The sequence below is a fragment of the Prevotella marseillensis genome (assembly GCF_900625065.1).
Taxonomy (GTDB): domain Bacteria; phylum Bacteroidota; class Bacteroidia; order Bacteroidales; family Bacteroidaceae; genus Prevotella; species Prevotella rara.
The window spans coordinates 3220999-3237581 of the sequence record NZ_UYXY01000001.1 but is presented as its reverse complement, the minus strand read 5'-3'; the positions used below and the strand labels follow the sequence as shown (position 1 = coordinate 3237581).

Below are 16583 nucleotides of genomic sequence, written 5' to 3'. Positions count from 1 at the left end.
ACTTGACAAATGCAAATATCATTAATGTGTAATTCAGAAGCAAGATAAAGTTATAAAAATGCGAACTAATTTCGGAAATTAGAACATATTTGTACGTTTTCTGGTGTCTTTATGTCAATCGGAAGCCTTTTTTCCGAAGGCTTCCTTCTGATACTCGTTGGGCGAAACGCCTGTGAACTTCTTGAAAACCATGGCGAAATTGCTACGGCTTCTGAAGCCAATGTCTACGGCTACGGCCTGTATGGTTACGTTGGCATATTCAGGAGACGACAGGCGCCGGCACGCCTCCTCTATGCGGTATTGCGACAGAAGGGTGCTGAAATTGATGCCGAACACTTCGTTTATGACACGCGAAGCCGTCCGGGTGTGTATCCCGAGCATGGCTGCCATCTTCTCGAGCGAGAAATCCTGCTGATAGATTTCGGCCGATGTCTCCATAAACTGTCTTATCATGCGTGCCAGTTCCTGTGTCTTTTCGTCAGGCCCGGTGGTCTGCTGCACCCCGCCTGAATGCCGGACAGATGTTGCCCTGCCGGCTGTCGGCCTGCCACCGGCCTTAGCCTTGCGGCGGTTTCGTGACCTCAGCCATATCATCGTGCCGGCAGCTGATGCTGATACAAATGCCAGCAGAACGGCTATCAGGCCGCCGGAAATGCCGGATGCACCTGAGGTATCAAGTTCGCCCATAACTCTTGCCGGAAGGAATCGGCACTCGTAGTCGCGTATGCGCATATAGTCGCTGTACGACAAGGTTGTGTCGTTTATCAAAAGGTATTTTACACGATATGCCTCTGATGAGTCGGCTGCCCCCATCTTGGCATAAAACGCCGACAGGGCCTTATACGAATTGTAGAGCGAATATATGGGTATGTCGGCTGTCATGTTTGACTTGAGGCGCTTAACAGCCATGCCATACATGCCCTTGGCCGCATATGCCTTGGCCGCAAGCATATCGACGATGTGCAGACATATTTTCTCCTGCAGGTCGGGCTTCACGTGCCCGGCAGCCGACTTAAGGGCCTTGAGGCAGTCGTCGTAGCGCCCTTGCTGATAGAGCTTGACGCCACGGCACAGCCACAGCGCATAGTTCTTCATCTTAATGCTGTCGGGTATGGATGTCGACGAGAAGTCGTCGGCCTCATCCTTCATGCCTGCCAGGTTGTCGTTGACGGCCAGATGGTTGGCAAGATCGATGAAGGCGGCCGTGTAGATATACCAGTCATGCTGCTCCTTGCTTATCCTGAACGCCTCGCTCATAAGCCGGGCAGCAACTGCCGAGTCGCCGAAGATGGTGTGTACGCCGGCAAGATTGACATAAATCTTTGCTTTTATCTTGTCGTAGCCTGTCTCTTCTGAAATCTCCAAGCCTTTTGTCAGATAGGAAAATGCCTGGATATAATCGTGATGGAGGAAAAACTTTATTGCACCGATGTTGTTGAGTGCGTCGACACACGAAAACTTATCGTCCTTGTCCATAGCGCTGTCATAACGTCCGGCGGCAACCATATAGTAGGCCATGGCGCTGTCTACCTTTCCCTCTTCGAGACATCTGTCGCCTTCGCTGTTGATTTTATCCACGGCAACGCCTGCCAACCGCCTGCCGAGACTGCCGGCCGACTGTGCAAAAACGACAACCGCCGCCAACGAAAGCAGAGCCAGCACGATAGGCCTACAGGCCTTGACCGGTATGCTCAGAATATTTATTGCCATTGGTGAATATCTTGGTATGTATGACAGACGAAAGCCGGAAGCCATGCGCATCTTAGGCACCGGCAAGCGGCCTTAGTGTCTTCGTTTGGCAAAAATACGCCAAAAAAGCGAGATAGGCAAGATTTATATTGATTAATGCTATATTGAGCAAGGCAACGCGGCACCGGCGTCTAAAGGTCTGACGAGGGCTGCCTGCAAGGCCGTTGCTGCAGAGGCGTTTTGCGAAAGCATACCTTTCGCCTTGCAAAAGGTATGCTTTCGGCACGTAAAAGGCCGTCTTTTAGCGTGTAAAAGACGGCCTTTTGCAATACGTTGAATGTCAGTATGTTACGAAGGCTTTGCCGACTGGCTTCATGACGGGGCTTAAACCTGACCTGAATGATGCGCCTGAAGCCTTCGGACCAGCTTAATACGTGAGCTGCTATAGCGGCTTTCAGCCGGCTGCATTGGCTGCGCGGTCGCTCTCGATGAGCTTCAGCAGCTTGTCAACGGCTTCGGCCTCGGGTATGTTCTTCTCCACGCATTCCTTTCTGCGGTAGAGCGATATCTTGCCGCGTCCAGCGCCCACATATCCGTAGTCGGCGTCGGCCATCTCGCCCGGACCGTTCACTATACAGCCCATTATGCCTATCTTGAGGCCCTTCATGTCCTTGGTGGCCTCCTTGATGCGGGCTATCGTAGAGCGCAGGTCGTAGAGTGTGCGGCCGCATCCGGGACAGCTGATATATTCGGTCTTCGACGTTCTCAGTCGTGCAGCCTGCAGTATGCCGAACGCCGTGGCGTCTATGTCGGCTGCCGAGAGCGTGCCGTCGTTCATGAGCCACAGTCCGTCGGTCAGTCCGTCGAACATCAGCGCACCCATGTCGGCTGCCGCCTCAAGCTGGAAGTTGCCCTTCTCGTCCTGCGAGTGGCGGTACATCTGGCAGAATACAACGGGATTGGTGAGTCCTGCCGACATCATGTCGTGCAGCAGGGCGCGCTGTTCGCCGAGACGGTTCTGATGGTTGCTGACGCATATCACCACCACTTCGGGGTGCGACTTGAGGCAGGCCGTGTATTCGTCGGTGTCGACGCCAAACTGGAGTACAAGGAATTTCAGCGGCGCGTCTACTGAAGATATCAGCGGCACGGCGTTATATGGGAATATGGGATATACGCCGGTCTTGTCTTCGAGGTCAGCATACACGCCGAAGTCTACGATGTAGCGCTGTCCGGCAAAGCGTTCTGCTGGCAGAGTCTGACCTGTGTATATATAGTCGGGCGTCATGTCCTTGCCTGCAGCATCAGCCGGAGCGGCGTCGCTGCCGAGGCGTGATGATATCACAACGGGCACGTTGTCGCCTCCGATGTTCATCACGGCGCGTGTCTTGCGGCGCTCGGGCGATGTCCAGCAGAAGCCCTCAAAGGCCTTGCCCGGTATGAGCATGTGGCCCTGTTTCTTGCCGACATAGTCTACAAGATGGCGCGCCACGGGTATCTCAGCCTCCGGCTCCTCGCTCAGCGACACGCGTATGGTGTCGCCAATGCCGTCGGCCAGCAGCGCTCCGATGCCCACGGCACTCTTTATGCGGCCGTCTTCGCCCTCGCCGGCCTCGGTTACTCCGAGGTGCAAGGGGTACTTCATGCCTTCCTTGTCCATTGCCTCGACGAGCAGGCGAACCGACTGCACCATGACAACCGTGTTGCTGGCCTTTATCGAGATTACCACATCCGTGAAGTTTTCACGCTTGCATATACGCAGAAACTCCATGCAGCTCTCCACTATTCCGGCAGGTGTGTCGCCGTAGCGGCTCATTATGCGGTCGGAGAGCGAGCCGTGGTTTACGCCTATGCGTATGGCCGTGTGGTTCTCGCGGCAGATGTTGAGGAAGGGCACAAACTGCTTCTCTATCTTCTGCAGCTCTGCGGCATATTCCTCGTCGGTATATTCAAGTTTCTTGAACGTGCGCGCCGGGTCGACATAGTTGCCCGGGTTTATCCTCACCTTCTCGGCATACAGCGCGGCCACGTCGGCCACGTGAGGATTAAAGTGGACGTCGGCCACGAGCGGAGTGTTATATCCTCTGCTCCTCAGTCCGGCATTGATGTTCTTCAGGTTTTCGGCCTCGCGCACGCCCTGTGTGGTGAGTCTCACATACTCTCCTCCGGCTTCAATTATGCGTATGGCCTGCTCCACGCTTCCCTCGGTGTCGTTGGTCGACGTGGTTGTCATCGACTGTATCCTCACCGGATTGTCTCCTCCCAGCGGAGTTGCGCCCACATTGACAACCGAACTATCCCTTCGGGTGTAATTAAAGATGTCCATGACTTGTACTTTTTTAGGAGTTAAAGTAGTTAAAGAAGTTATCGCTCACGACGTGAGCTAAGTAGTTAAAGTCATATGTCATGATGATGTCTTCGTCAACGCCTGTCGTCCTGCACTAAAGCAGGGCCGTTAAAGAGAAACATCTTAACTGTCATATATCTCAGAATGCTGCATAGCAATGTTTGCCTACACAGATTTCCACTAAGCAAAGCACAGAAATGACATGCACTAACTTTGCCTGCCATAACAGACAAGGCATTTGACTTTAACTACTCAGCTCACGTCGTGAGCGATAACTTCTTTAACTACTTTAACTCCTGAATTATAAATCAGTTTGTCTTATACTCATACTTCACCTCGGCGAGGTCTTTGTTGGCCTTCTCGATTTTGGCTCCCAGTCCTGCCTTATAGTCAGCAAGGCGTGCGGCAACCTCTTCGTCGGCCAGCGCAATCATCTCTACGGCCAGTATGGCAGCGTTCATTGCGCCGTTTACGCCAACCGTAGCAACAGGTATTCCCGGCGGCATCTGTATGATGCTCAGCATGGCGTCGAGACCGTCGAGCATACCCTTGATGGGCACTCCGATAACCGGCAGAGTGGTCGACGCTGCTATCACGCCCGGCAGGGCGGCAGCCATTCCGGCTCCGGCTATTATCACCTTGATGCCGCGCTCCTTGGCTCCTTTGGCAAAAGCCTCAACAGCGTCGGGCGTGCGGTGGGCCGACAGGGCGTTAACCTCAAACGGGATATGCATCTCGTCGAGAAACTTACATGCCTTCTCCATAACGGGCAGGTCGCTCGTGCTGCCCATGATGATACTTACTAATGGTTTCATATTAAGCTTGTTTTATTTTAAATATACATTATCTGGTCGAAACTTTTACGGCTTGCGGCCACAACACTGAGCGCCGCAGGCACAAAGACGCACTGCTCAGAACAGCAGCACAGACACAAACGAGCATGCCACGCCTGCCAGATAGCCCAGCACCACCTGGCGCAGAGAATGCTGACGCAGAATCATGCGGCTCGTGCCTACCATGCCGGCAAGCAGCAGCACAATGCAGAGCCACCACACCGGATTGAACGAAAATATAACTGAAAAAGCCAGCAACGCACCGGTAACGCCGCCGATGGCTGCCGTATGGGTGGATATCTTGATGAAAAGATTTATGATGGCGCAGGCCACCTGTATCACAAGGGCTGCTATAAGGATGCTCCCCATGAAGTGGGGCACATGGGTGGCAGCCATTATGTAATAGCACAGAAGATAAGAAAAAATGGATATCACATAAGGAATGGCGCGCCTCTCGCGGCTGCCCAGCTCTATGAGCGTCCAGCCCTGATAGCGCCGGTAGAAACGGATAAGGGCCGTAGGAAGAAATACCGTGAACAGATAGAACATCAACAGCAGGAACAGCTTGTAGGTCAGGGGCAACAGGCTGAGGTAACTGAAGATGAAAAGAATCAAAAGGCCTAATATCGGAAGATAGAAAGGCGTGAACAGAACGCTCAGCACCTTGGCCGTGAAAATAATCTCTTTCTCTTTCATTTCTTTCTTAGTCGGGCGACGGGGATGCCCAGCTGCTCGCGATATTTTGCTATCGTGCGGCGTGCCACGGGGTATCCGCTCTCGTTCATCTTATCCTTTATGGCGTCGTCGCTTAGCGGGCGGCGCTTGTCTTCGTTGTCAATTATGTCCTTAAGGGCGGCCTTTATCTTGCGCGTCGACATCTCCTCGCCGCTCTCTGTCTTAACGCTGTCGCTGAAGAAGTGGCGCAGCTTGAACGTGCCCCAGCGTGTCTGGGCATACTTCATGTTGCTTACGCGCGATATGGTGGATATGTCGAGGCCGGTCTTGTCGGCCACATCCTTGAGTATCATGGGCTTCAGGTCGCTCTCGTCGCCGTCCTGAAAGTATGCCTTCTGTATGTCTATTATGGCCTTCATGGTGACATACAGAGTGTGGCGGCGCTGCTTTATGGCGTCGATAAAGCCCTGGGCGCGCTCCACCTTCTCCTTGGCGTAGAGCAGGGCCTCCTTCTCGCTGCGGCTCATCTTGCTCTTGTTCTTCTGGTAACTCTTCACCATGTCGGTGAAGGAGTCTGACACATAGAGGTCGGGCACGTTGCCGCTGTTGATATAGAACGACACTGTGCCGTCGTCGGCCGTGTCTACTATAAAGTCGGGAGTTATCTGCTGGATGTTGCGTCCCTCGGTCTCGCCGAGCGAAGAGCCGGGCTTCGGGTTTAGCTTCAGCAGTTCGTTGTGAACCGTCTTCACGGTGTCGGTGTCGATGCCGAGCTGCGATGCTATCTTGTCCCAGCGCTTGTTCATGAACTCGTCGAAGCATTCTGTTATCACACGCTCCATCATCGAGCGCATCTCCGACTTGTCCCTGCGCCTTATCTGCAGCAGGAGACACTCGCGCAGGTTGCGTGCGCCTATGCCGGCAGGGTCGAACGTCTGCAGCACATGCAGCACATGCTCTATCTCATGCTCGCTTGCATCTATGTTATGGTATATGGCCAGCTCGTCGCTCAGCGTGGCAATGTCCTTGCGCAGAAGTCCGTCGCCGTCGAGCGAACCGATGAGATACTCCATAATCTCGTGCTCGCGGGGCGTAAGCTCCACGTCTACCATCTGCTCCTTGAGCCTGTCGTAGAACGACACCTGGTCGCCGTAGGTTATCTCCTCATAGTCAGCATTCTGGTTGTTGCTTGCCACATACTGCGCGGCCTCAGGCATCTCGTCGTCCATTCCGATGCCCGAAAGGGCCTGGTCGAGCGCCGACTCGCGCTCCTCACGCTCGTTGACGGTGTCAAAGTCGTCGTCTTCGTCTGAACCGGAAACGCTCTCATGCATGTCGTCGGCAGGCTGAACGTCGTCTGGCCCGGCAACTTCAAGGGCGGGATTGTCGTCAATCTCGGCCGCCACGCTGTGCTCCAGTTCTGTCAACGGCATTTCAAGCAGATGCACCACGAGCATCTGCTGCTGAGTGAGGCGCTGTGTCTGAACCTGTTTCTGCGCCTGTGTCTGAATGAGATTTTGTGCCATAACGCTGCAAAATTAATATTTTTCCGTGAAGAAGAGTAATTAATACTGAATATTTTTCCTTACGGCCCCAAAAGGTTCTGCTCACCATAAGCGGTGTGCCGGCTGCGCTTATCACAGCCTGCCGCACGGCCATACGGGGCAGTCTGCCAAGGCCTGCGTAACACGCTGTTATCCAACCACTTGCAATATACCGTCTTTTAGGTTGTAAAAGGTGGCATATCAGGAGCTAAAAGGTGGCCTTTTGCAACCTGAAAGGGCACATATTGCATCACCGTCACTAATTCTTATACGTGTCGAGCTTGTCAAGATAGTATTTCTTAAAGTCGCTCCAGCGATAATAAGGCGCGCAATCGGTCTTTACGGGGAGCGTTGCCTCGTTCTCGTTGAGCAGCACCTTTACGAGCACGTCTTTGTCGTTGCGGTTGCGGCGATAGAACACCAGCTGTATGTTTGCGCCCATCGGGAACACCTTATAGTTGATCCATCCTTTGCTCTCAAGACTGTCAAGGCTTGATATCTGACTGTCGTAACCGTTGATGCCGAGCAGACATGTCAGCGGCAGCACCATCGTCTCGTGACCAAAACGCAGCGTTGCACCGGGCCTGTCGAGGGCTATGCAGCTGTCGGCCTGATGTATTATGTTGCGCAGGAGGTTGCGCTGCGAGAAGGGCTGAGTGGCTCCGTTGAGCGGACATGCGCCGTAGTTGATATACCACCACGTGTTCTCCATCTGCCAGTTGGCGTAGAGCTCGTCGCCGGTGAATATGTCGTAGAGCGTAATCTTGTGGCGGAGCTCCGAGCTCTGCAGGTTTGACGCCAGCGAGAAGAGCTTATAGTTGAGGTCGGAAGCGTCCACTTCATACCTAACATAGCTGCTGTCGCTGAACAGACTTAGCATCAGCCGCTCAGGATTTACACGGCGGCTGCAATATTCTTTCCACATAACTTCGGCGCGGCGGGGCATCTTCTGCGCATAAAGTGCAGGGTCGCTCTGGTTCATGTAATACATGTCGTGCATGCTCGCGTCGTGCTTTATCGTCAGTTTGGGGTTCATCAGGAGCAGCTGCTGCATCTCGTTCTCCATCGACAGGATGCAACGTATCACCACGGTGCTCTTTGCATCTACCACGACATTGCCCTTGAACACCTCGGGAAAGCGTTCATACATGCGGCGGGCTATCTGCCTGTGCTGCTCGGCTCCAAGCTCGGTGAGCTCTCCCAGGCGGCCTGCTGCCTCGTCGCGGAGCATCGTCACACGTCTGAGCACATCCTTTCCGAGCGGCGTAAGCTTGCCGAGGCTGTCGGCACAGGCAAGGACACGCACCGGGACATCATAGTCGTCAGGACTTATCAGATAGCGCGAGCCGTGGCGGCCGTAATGACTTATATAAAAAGGACTGTAACCTTTGGGGGCGGGCGTCAGCTTTTTCTGAGACGGACCGGGATAAGCCAGATAGTTGCTGGCCGAAAGACACACATTGTTTCTTATCTCATCACGGGCTGTCTGTGCTTCAAGCGGAGACTGAAAAAGTAAAAAAGACAGGACTAAAAGCAATAATTTATCCATAAAACAACTATTTTTTTATTTCTTTACCGCAAAGATACTTAAAAAATGACGTTATTATTCATTATTCCAAAGAAAAATGATAATTTTGCAGCCCGAAATTATCTGAATGAAATGAAAATAGGCGTTGGCCTATAACAAACAACCTCCTGCATATTGACTATTATTTTAACGACACAGAAACGATTTTAGGATATTCTGTGCAAGGATTGTCTGTGCAATAAGATTTAGCATAATAAAATCGCTATCATGACATATCCTGAATTACGGCCGGAATTCCGGCAAGTCTTATAAGATGACATAGCATGTAATAAAAAATAATAATTAATAAAAGAAATGGGAAGAAACAAAAGACAAGACTATGACCACACAGACGAATCGGAGGTATTTAAGAAAAAGAGTCTGATGGCCGCCAAGAACCGCAAGAGAATGTCTAAGATCGTGTTTGCGGTAATGTGCCTGCTTGCAGCGTTCGTCGTTGCAGCATGTATGCTCAGCTATTTTTTCAACTTTGTCTGACCTGCAAGCGCCTTGAGGCAACGCTTCAGCTGCCGCCGGGGCCGTGTCTTGAAACAAGAAAAGCGCGGAAAGCCTTAACAGATGCTTTCCGCGCTTTTTATATCCGACTGTGAATTAATCGTCTTCTTCTACTGAGAATTCGTCCTTACCAACTCCGCATAGAGGGCAAACCCAATCTTCTGGAAGGTCCTCAAATGCTGTTCCGGGCTGTATGCCGTTATCAGGATCGCCTACTTCGGGGTCATATACATAACCGCAAGTGTCACAAATGTACTTTTTCATAATGCTTACTTTTTAATTAATAAATTAGATATTAACTGATAGTTTATTTTCTGCCGCACATCACGAACTCAGCCCTTGCAGCTATCTGTTCGGGCGAAATGTTCTTGAGGCACGAGTAGTCGCCTCTGATGCAGGGCTTGTTTCCGAATATGCTGCATGGCCGGCAGGGCAGATCTATCTGCACCGCGTTCTCCATGCTCTGTCCCCAGCCCATGAATCCGGCAAAGGGATGCGTTGCGCCCCATACGCTGACCACCGGCGTGGCTGTAAGCGATGCCATGTGCATGTTGGCGCTGTCCATTGAAATCATGAGGTCGAGATGGCTCATCAGGACAAGTTCGAGACTTATGCCGTCGAGCTTTTCGGCCACGCTTTCACACTGTTTGTATTTTGAGCACCACTCACCGAAGTATTCGGTCTCGCGCTGTCCCTTGCCGAATAGGAATATGCGGCAGTCGGGATGGCGCTCTGTCAGGAGCCTTATGACCTGCTCCATGAGCCGCGGAGGATACACTTTGCCCTCGTGGGCGGCAAACGGGGCTATGCCAATCCACTTCTCCGTGAACTCGCCGCTGCGCCTGATGCTCTCCGGCAGCAGGCTGATGTCGCCTCCACCTTCGGGGAATATCGACTTGAAGTCGAGCTTTATGGGGTAGCCCAGGCGTGCAAGCACATCGGCATAGTTGCTGAACGGCGACGGCTGCTGAACGAGTTTCTTGTCCGACATGGCCACGAGCTGCCTGCGGCCGCTGCGGTGCTTGTCGATGTGAGCCACCTTATAGCGGTCTATGTTGAAGCGCATGCGCAGATAGTCGGAGCGCAGCACGCTGTGGAAGTCGGCTATAGCGGTGAAGTTCTTTGCCGTGAGTCGGCGGTAGAGAGCGTTGAGCCCTTTCACTCCGTCATACTCATCCTTGATGTCAGCCTCCATGAAGCTCACGTTGGACGGCATGCGCTCGAAGAACGGGCGCGCAAAGGGCTTGCTCAGCATGGTGATCCTCACGTCGGGATACTGCCTTGCGAGCGAATAGACCACGGGCACGGTCATGGCCACGTCTCCCATGGCCGAGAATCTCATTATGAGTATGTGCTCTGTCCTCATTTATTATTTTTGGCGTATAACACCGGGTTTGTGGCCGGGTCGTTATACATTTTCATCTGCTTGTAAACCTTCATGTACTTTCTGCCGGCCTCGATGTCGTCGAGCAGCTGGTCGATGGCTGTCCCGAGGTCAACCTGCTGCTGCATCAGCACATCCAGCTTGGCCCTGCACCTTTCGCGGTGTTCAGGATCGGCGTCGGCGCGCTCTGTCTGCTCCTTCATGTGGTATATCTTCAGCGCGAGTATCGACAGGCGGTCGATAGCCCATGCGGGGCTCTCGGTGTTTATGCGTGCGTCGGGCATTACCTTCACGTCCTTATACTTGTCCCTGAGCCAGCTGTCAATCTGCTCCACGAGGTCTGTGCGGTCCTGGTTGCTGCGGTCTATGCGGCGCTTCAGCAGCAGAGCCTCTGCCGGGTCAATCTGCGGGTCGCGTATGATATCCTCAAGGTGCCACTGCACGGTGTCTATCCAGCACTTCATATACAGGCTGTTCTCTATCGTGCCCTCTCCGTAGGGGTTGTTCACCTTGGTGTCAACGTCGTCGGCCTGGTGATAGTCGTTTATCGCCCGGCTGAAAATCTCGTTACAAAGTTCGGTAAATGCCATTTGCTCTTGTTTTAGTTAATACTTCTGCTGACGTGCCGCAGGCATAGCCGGCATGTCCGGCCGGAGCGCTGACGGCGCTATTATATTAAATGCAAAGCTAATAAATTATTTTTAATCAGCCAACAAAACAGAATATTTTTCGTAACTTTGGACTTGTATTTGAACGCCGGCGGCTGCACAACGCTATGGCTGCGTGCACCGCGGAGCATAAATCATTGTTATTATGAAAATTGTGATTGACGACAAGATTCCCTACATACGCGACGCCATAAGCCGCATAACAGGCGACGCCGTGTATCTGAAGGGGAGCGAGATAGGACCCGGCGACGTGCGCGACGCCGACGCCCTGATTGTCAGGACGCGCACCCGATGCGACGAAAAGCTGCTCAGCGGCAGCCGCGTAAGGTTCGTGGCAACGGCCACCATAGGCTTCGACCACATAGACGCAGCCTACTTGGAGCGCGCCGGGATAGAATGGATGAGCTGTCCGGGATGCAACTCTGCCTCAGTGGCCCAGTATCTGCGCTCGGTGCTGATACTGCTCAAAAGAGATAAGGGCATGCGCCCCGAAAACTCAACGATAGGCATCGTGGGCTGCGGACACGTAGGGTCGAAGGTGGCGCAAGTGGCAGCCGGCATGGGCATTCGCGTGCTCGTGTGCGACCCGCCGCGGCAGGAGCGGGGCGAGAGCGGCCCCTTCGTGGCGATGAGCGACATAGAGGAGCAGTGTGACGTGATAACGTTCCACGTGCCGCTCGTAAAGGACGGCCCCCACCCCACGCTGCACATGGCCGACGCCGACTTCTTCGGCCGGCTGCAGCGCAGGCCTGTCATAATAAACACGAGCCGCGGAGCCGTGGTAGACAACGACGCGCTGCTCGACGCCCTTATATATAATAAGGTGAAAGATGCCGTGATAGACACCTGGGAACACGAGCCGCAGATAAACCTCAGGCTCATGGACAGGGCATGGATAGCCACGCCTCACATAGCAGGCTACAGCGCCGACGGCAAGGCTAACGCCGACAACATGGTAATAAGCGGCCTATGCCGCCACTTCGGCATCAGCGTGCCGTGCATCATCAGTCCGCCCGAACTGCCTCAGGACTTCGTTGCTGCCGCCGACCCCGACGACCTGAGCCTGCAGCTCTACAATCCGCTCGACGACAGTTCGCGGCTGAAGGCATCGCCCGAAAGCTTCGAGGAGCTGCGCGGCAACTATCCGCTGCGGCGCGAATCGGCCCCCGCAGGCAGGGCGTAATCATGCCAGCGGCACATGCACACAGCACTGCATAAATGGGAAACTGTCAGCAGGCATCATCCGGCTTTATCCGTAGTGTGCATCCACGCCCCAGCCGTCTTCACATGTCCTATCGGCATATTTCCGCCCGTTTCTTCCTGACAAAGGCCTCTATGCCTGCGAAAAATCAAGCGGAAGCAAGCCCGACATAAAGCAAAAAGCAGGCTGCATCACAACGCCCGATATGCGGATAAGCGGCGCCAGCAGGCCGGCATGAAGACAGACCACCATTCGCCTTGGCATACGCCCGGCAGGGCCGTCCTGCAAAACATGGCCTTTTGCCTTCCAAAAGGGCACATTTCGTCCTCCAAAAGGGCATCTTTTAGCGTCTAAAAGGTGCCCTTTTGCAACCCTCTGTAATACAGGCATTTATGCCGCATGCCGTCGACTGGGCCGTAAGCAGTCTGTATACAACATGCCCGCTGTGTGCGCACAAAATTCAACAAAACCGACAAAATCAACACAAAAACGGTGTAAAAAGACAACAAAACTTGCACACTATAACGGCATGTGTGCAAGTTTGGGCTCTTTTTTTGCAAAAATATTTGCACACTTAAATAAAAATTCGTTCCTTTGCACCGATTTTTGGAATTGGAATTTATTTATAAACATTTTTAAAACATTACAATCATGTCAGAAATTGAATCAAAAGTAAAAGCTATTATCGTTGACAAACTTGGTGTTGATGAAACAGAAGTAAAGCCTGAAGCAAGCTTCACAAACGACCTTGGTGCAGATTCTCTTGACACTGTAGAGCTCATCATGGAATTCGAGAAAGAATTCAACATCTCTATTCCTGACGACAAAGCAGAAACAATTGCCACTGTAGGTGACGCTATCAGCTACATCGAGGCTAACACCAAATAATAATTTCCGATAATTATTTAAATGGAATTAAAAAGAGTAGTAGTAACAGGACTGGGCGCTGTAACCCCGGTAGGTCTTTCAGCCGAGGAAACTTGGAACAACCTGCTGGCCGGAGTCAGTGGCGCAGCTCCTATTACGCTGTTTGACAGCTCCATGTACAAGACCCAGTTTGCATGCGAGGTGAAAGGCCTCAACATCAACGACTGGATCGACCGCAAGGAAGCGCGCAAGCTCGACCGCTACACACAGCTGGCCATGGTCAGCGCAATGCAGGCCGTTAAAGACAGCGCCATGGACCTGGAGACAGTAAACAAAAACCGCATCGGAGTAATCTTCGGCGTAGGCATCGGCGGTATCAAGACCTTCGAGGACGAAGTGTCTTACAACGCCCTGCACAAGGAGAACGGACCTAAGTTCAACCCGTTCTTCATCCCCAAGATGATCAGCGACATCGCTGCCGGCCAGATATCAATCCACTACGGATTCCACGGCCCCAACTATGCCACTACATCTGCCTGCGCATCTTCAACCAACGCCATCGCCGACGCCTTCAACCTTATCCGTCTGGGCAAGGCTGACGTCATCGTGAGCGGAGGTGCCGAAGCAGCTATCTGCGGATGCGGAGTTGGCGGTTTCAACGCCATGCACGCCCTTTCTACACGCAACGACGACCCGCAGAGGGCATCACGTCCGTTCAGCGCAAGCCGCGACGGATTCGTAATGGCCGAAGGCGCAGGATGCCTCATCCTTGAGGAACTTGAGCACGCAAAGGCTCGCGGAGCTAAGATTTATGCAGAAATGGTGGGCGAAGGCGAAAGCGCAGACGCATACCACATAACAGCATCTCACCCCGAAGGACTCGGAGCAAAGCTCGTTATGCAGGCAGCGCTCGACGACGCCGGCATGAAACCGGAGGACATAGACTATATCAACGTTCACGGAACATCTACACACGTGGGCGACATTTCAGAGGCTAAGGCCATTAAGGAGGTATTCGGCGATGCAGCTTACAAGCTCAACATCAGCTCTACCAAGTCAATGACCGGACACCTGCTCGGAGCAGCAGGAGCCGTTGAGGCAATGGTAAGCGTTCTGTCTGTTCAGAACGACATCATACCGCCTACAATCAACCACGAAGAAGACGACAAGGACGAAGAAATAGACTATAATCTCAATTTCACATTCAACAAGGCACAGAAGCGCACCGTGCGCGCCGCTATGAGCAACACTTTCGGCTTTGGCGGACACAATGCCTGTGTTATCTTCAAGAAATATGATGATTAACAACTTTATTGATAAAATGAAGCTCCCTTTCCGCAAGGAAAAGGAGCTTTATTCTTCTTTATTCAACGTCATCGGCTTTTATCCCCACGACATCAGTCTCTACAAGCAGGCACTGCTCCACAAGAGCATAGCCAAGCGCAACGAGAAGGGACGCCCCGTAAACAACGAGCGGCTTGAGTTCCTGGGCGACGCCATTCTCGACGCCATTGTGGGCGACATCGTGTTCAGACACTTCGAAGGCAAGCGCGAAGGATTCCTTACCAACACCCGAAGCAAGATTGTGCAGCGAGAAACTCTCAACAAACTGGCACAAGAGATTGGCATCAGCCAGCTCATAATGTCAAACGGACATTCCTCGTCACACAACAGCTACATGGACGGAAACGCCTTCGAGGCACTCGTGGGAGCCATCTATCTCGACCGCGGATACGAAGCATGCATGCGCTTCATGAAGAAACGCATACTCTCACAGCTTATCAATCTCGACAAGGTGGCCTACAAGGAGGTCAACTTCAAGAGCAAGCTCATTGAATGGTGCCAGAAGAACCGCGTAAAGCTCGACTTCAAGCTCATAGAGCAGAAACGCGACGAGAACAACAACCCGATATTCGTTTATCAGGCCATCGTTGAAGGACTCGAGGGCGGTTCGGGCAAGGGATACTCCAAGAAGGAGAGCCAGCAGCTGGCAAGCAAGCAGACCCTGCAGAGCCTGAGGCGCAAGCCGCAGTTCATCGACGCCGTGTTTGCAGCCAAGGCCGACCGTACAAAGATGGAGGAAGAACCCGTAGTGGTGGTTCCGGACATCGAGCAGAAGGAAGACTTCATCATCACCGCCGGCGACAGCAAGCAGCCTGAAAAGGCAAAAAGCAGCGAGCCCGTGAGCAACGTAAAACCTGAACCTGAAGAGAAAAAGCAGGCCGGAAGCAGCGCTGACAGCGAGTTTGACCTGTCGGACATCACTGCCACTCCACGCCAGATGTCTAAAGAAGATATAATAGCGGCAGCCGAAGCAGCCGCGTTTTCAGAACAAAGATAAAAGCACCGGCACAGCTCCCGCGCAGGGACACGTGCCGATGCTTTTATCTTGTTTTATTGTTTACCACACCACATGCAGCCTCACCGAGGCATCATCCGTTGATTTTCAGGATGCCGCAAAGCTGCGAAAAATCATCAATCACAAACTCGGCGCCACACTCCTCGAGCTCTTCGCGGCTGCCGTTGCCGTAAGTAACGCCCACACCGCACACGCCGGCGCCATGAGCCATGCCTATGTCGAAGGCCGTATCGCCCACCACGACACACTCGTCGGGCCTCAGTCCGTGGTCTTCCATCGTGCGGACCACCATGTCTGGTGCAGGCTTGGCGTTGGGCACATCGCCCGCACCGAGCACGTAGGATATGTATCCGCCAAGCTCCATGTCGGCCACAAAGCCCAGCAGCGACGCCCTCGAGCGGCTGCTCGCCAGCGTTATCATCCTGCCGCTGCGGTGTATTGCGTCGAGCGTCTCGCGCACGTTAGGAAACAGGCTCACCACTCCCGGCTGGTTGTTCTCCTTGAATATCTCTCTGTACACCTCGGCACAGCGGTCGCCCATGGTGTCGTCCATGTCGATAATCCTCGTGAACGTCTCCTTCAGCGGCAGCCCAATCATCGACGCACACTCTTCTTCGGTTCTCTCCGGCAGCCCCAGCCGCCTTATAGTCTGCTGCATTGTGCGCACTATAAGACCGCGCGAATTGCCCACGGTGCCGTCAAAATCAAGTATCACTGCCTTAATGTTATCACTCAAAAACTTTCTGTCGTTCATAAAAAACAAAATAAATATATCGTTATAAACATACTGATCTACACTCTCACACGTCCCGACGGCTCTTTGCCCCATGTCTAGCCGCACTGCAAAAGGCCGTCTTTTACACCGCAAAAGGGCACATATCGCAGCATGAAAGCATAGCTTTTACAATGCAAAAGCATACATGTTGCAACGCA

Annotated in this window: 15 protein-coding genes; 5 read left to right on the top strand and 10 right to left on the bottom strand. The window is 53.0% G+C overall.

Translation table 11 applies throughout. The features are described from left to right. Positions 1-114: 114 nt before the first annotated feature. From EJL04_RS12900 to EJL04_RS12875, 6 genes are all read right to left on the bottom strand, one after another. On the bottom strand, positions 115-1710 hold the full coding sequence (locus tag EJL04_RS12900; RefSeq protein ID WP_164511770.1) for a helix-turn-helix domain-containing protein: 1596 nt from the start codon (positions 1708-1710) through the stop codon (positions 115-117). Between the two features lie 433 nt (positions 1711-2143). Beyond that, positions 2144-4015 (bottom strand): 4-hydroxy-3-methylbut-2-en-1-yl diphosphate synthase, encoded by a 1872-nt coding sequence (locus tag EJL04_RS12895; RefSeq protein ID WP_125105192.1) that lies wholly within the window; start codon positions 4013-4015, stop codon positions 2144-2146. Between the two features lie 329 nt (positions 4016-4344). Next, positions 4345-4851, bottom strand: coding sequence for a 5-(carboxyamino)imidazole ribonucleotide mutase (gene purE, locus EJL04_RS12890; protein WP_021854485.1), 507 nt, complete (start codon positions 4849-4851; stop codon positions 4345-4347). 96 nt (positions 4852-4947) lie between these two features. Next, positions 4948-5565, bottom strand: a complete 618-nt coding sequence (locus EJL04_RS12885; RefSeq protein ID WP_053397558.1) for a phosphatase PAP2 family protein — start codon at positions 5563-5565, stop codon at positions 4948-4950. Continuing rightward, positions 5562-7070 carry an RNA polymerase factor sigma-54 gene (rpoN, locus tag EJL04_RS12880; protein ID WP_021854487.1) on the bottom strand — a complete coding sequence of 503 codons (1509 nt, stop codon included), beginning with the start codon at positions 7068-7070 and terminating at the stop codon, positions 5562-5564. Before rpoN ends, EJL04_RS12885 begins: the two co-directional genes overlap by 4 nt. Before the next feature lie 277 nt (positions 7071-7347). After that, a complete protein-coding gene (locus EJL04_RS12875; protein ID WP_125105191.1) occupies positions 7348-8637 on the bottom strand; it encodes a histidine-type phosphatase in 1290 nt (429 codons plus the stop codon). Between the two features lie 333 nt (positions 8638-8970). Between EJL04_RS12875 and EJL04_RS12870 the strand changes: the two genes are divergently transcribed. Then, the gene (locus EJL04_RS12870; protein ID WP_021854489.1) at positions 8971-9153 is read left to right on the top strand and encodes a hypothetical protein; all 183 of its coding nucleotides are present in this window, start codon (positions 8971-8973) and stop codon (positions 9151-9153) included. 114 nt (positions 9154-9267) lie between these two features. On the opposite strand, the gene rd is transcribed toward EJL04_RS12870, so the two are convergent. Genes rd through EJL04_RS12855 form a run of 3 tightly spaced genes read right to left on the bottom strand, consistent with a single transcriptional unit; the run spans position 9268 to position 11145 of the window. Further along, entirely contained in the window at positions 9268-9435 is a 168-nt protein-coding gene (gene rd, locus EJL04_RS12865) for a rubredoxin (RefSeq protein ID WP_021854490.1), read from the bottom strand. 43 nt (positions 9436-9478) lie between these two features. Continuing rightward, positions 9479-10537 carry a glycosyltransferase family 9 protein gene (locus tag EJL04_RS12860; protein ID WP_053397560.1) on the bottom strand — a complete coding sequence of 353 codons (1059 nt, stop codon included), beginning with the start codon at positions 10535-10537 and terminating at the stop codon, positions 9479-9481. Beyond that, positions 10534-11145 carry a DUF4254 domain-containing protein gene (locus EJL04_RS12855; protein ID WP_021854492.1) on the bottom strand — a complete coding sequence of 204 codons (612 nt, stop codon included), beginning with the start codon at positions 11143-11145 and terminating at the stop codon, positions 10534-10536. Before EJL04_RS12855 ends, EJL04_RS12860 begins: the two co-directional genes overlap by 4 nt. Before the next feature lie 223 nt (positions 11146-11368). Between EJL04_RS12855 and pdxB the strand changes: the two genes are divergently transcribed. The 4 genes from pdxB to rnc all read left to right on the top strand — a co-directional run bounded on the left by pdxB (position 11369) and on the right by rnc (position 15632). Then, positions 11369-12406, top strand: a complete 1038-nt coding sequence (pdxB, locus tag EJL04_RS12850; RefSeq protein ID WP_125105190.1) for a 4-phosphoerythronate dehydrogenase PdxB — start codon at positions 11369-11371, stop codon at positions 12404-12406. A 669-nt stretch (positions 12407-13075) separates the two neighbouring features. Further along, positions 13076-13312: an acyl carrier protein gene (locus tag EJL04_RS12845; RefSeq protein WP_021854495.1), complete on the top strand. Its 237-nt coding sequence runs from the start codon at positions 13076-13078 to the stop codon at positions 13310-13312. A gap of 21 nt (positions 13313-13333) precedes the next feature. After that, positions 13334-14596, top strand: a complete 1263-nt coding sequence (fabF, locus tag EJL04_RS12840) for a beta-ketoacyl-ACP synthase II (protein ID WP_021854496.1) — start codon at positions 13334-13336, stop codon at positions 14594-14596. After that, the gene (gene rnc, locus EJL04_RS12835; protein ID WP_125105374.1) at positions 14589-15632 is read left to right on the top strand and encodes a ribonuclease III; all 1044 of its coding nucleotides are present in this window, start codon (positions 14589-14591) and stop codon (positions 15630-15632) included. Before fabF ends, rnc begins: the two co-directional genes overlap by 8 nt. Before the next feature lie 91 nt (positions 15633-15723). Here the strand turns inward: rnc and EJL04_RS12830 are convergent, their stop codons facing one another. After that, positions 15724-16404, bottom strand: coding sequence for an HAD family hydrolase (locus EJL04_RS12830; RefSeq protein ID WP_206429381.1), 681 nt, complete (start codon positions 16402-16404; stop codon positions 15724-15726). Positions 16405-16583 lie beyond the last annotated feature (179 nt).

Excerpts from the sequence above, each read along its gene's own strand:
- EJL04_RS12900 (WP_164511770.1), bottom strand. The coding sequence starts at position 1,710 with ATGGCAATAAATATTCTGAGCATACCGGTCAAGGCCTGTAGGCCTATC.
- EJL04_RS12895 (WP_125105192.1), bottom strand. The coding sequence starts at position 4,015 with ATGGACATCTTTAATTACACCCGAAGGGATAGTTCGGTTGTCAATGTG.
- purE (WP_021854485.1), bottom strand. The coding sequence starts at position 4,851 with ATGAAACCATTAGTAAGTATCATCATGGGCAGCACGAGCGACCTGCCC.
- EJL04_RS12885 (WP_053397558.1), bottom strand. The coding sequence starts at position 5,565 with ATGAAAGAGAAAGAGATTATTTTCACGGCCAAGGTGCTGAGCGTTCTG.
- rpoN (WP_021854487.1), bottom strand. The coding sequence starts at position 7,070 with ATGGCACAAAATCTCATTCAGACACAGGCGCAGAAACAGGTTCAGACA.
- EJL04_RS12875 (WP_125105191.1), bottom strand. The coding sequence starts at position 8,637 with ATGGATAAATTATTGCTTTTAGTCCTGTCTTTTTTACTTTTTCAGTCT.
- EJL04_RS12870 (WP_021854489.1), top strand. The coding sequence starts at position 8,971 with ATGGGAAGAAACAAAAGACAAGACTATGACCACACAGACGAATCGGAG.
- rd (WP_021854490.1), bottom strand. The coding sequence starts at position 9,435 with ATGAAAAAGTACATTTGTGACACTTGCGGTTATGTATATGACCCCGAA.
- EJL04_RS12860 (WP_053397560.1), bottom strand. The coding sequence starts at position 10,537 with ATGAGGACAGAGCACATACTCATAATGAGATTCTCGGCCATGGGAGAC.
- EJL04_RS12855 (WP_021854492.1), bottom strand. The coding sequence starts at position 11,145 with ATGGCATTTACCGAACTTTGTAACGAGATTTTCAGCCGGGCGATAAAC.
- pdxB (WP_125105190.1), top strand. The coding sequence starts at position 11,369 with ATGAAAATTGTGATTGACGACAAGATTCCCTACATACGCGACGCCATA.
- EJL04_RS12845 (WP_021854495.1), top strand. The coding sequence starts at position 13,076 with ATGTCAGAAATTGAATCAAAAGTAAAAGCTATTATCGTTGACAAACTT.
- fabF (WP_021854496.1), top strand. The coding sequence starts at position 13,334 with ATGGAATTAAAAAGAGTAGTAGTAACAGGACTGGGCGCTGTAACCCCG.
- rnc (WP_125105374.1), top strand. The coding sequence starts at position 14,589 with ATGATTAACAACTTTATTGATAAAATGAAGCTCCCTTTCCGCAAGGAA.
- EJL04_RS12830 (WP_206429381.1), bottom strand. The coding sequence starts at position 16,404 with ATGAACGACAGAAAGTTTTTGAGTGATAACATTAAGGCAGTGATACTT.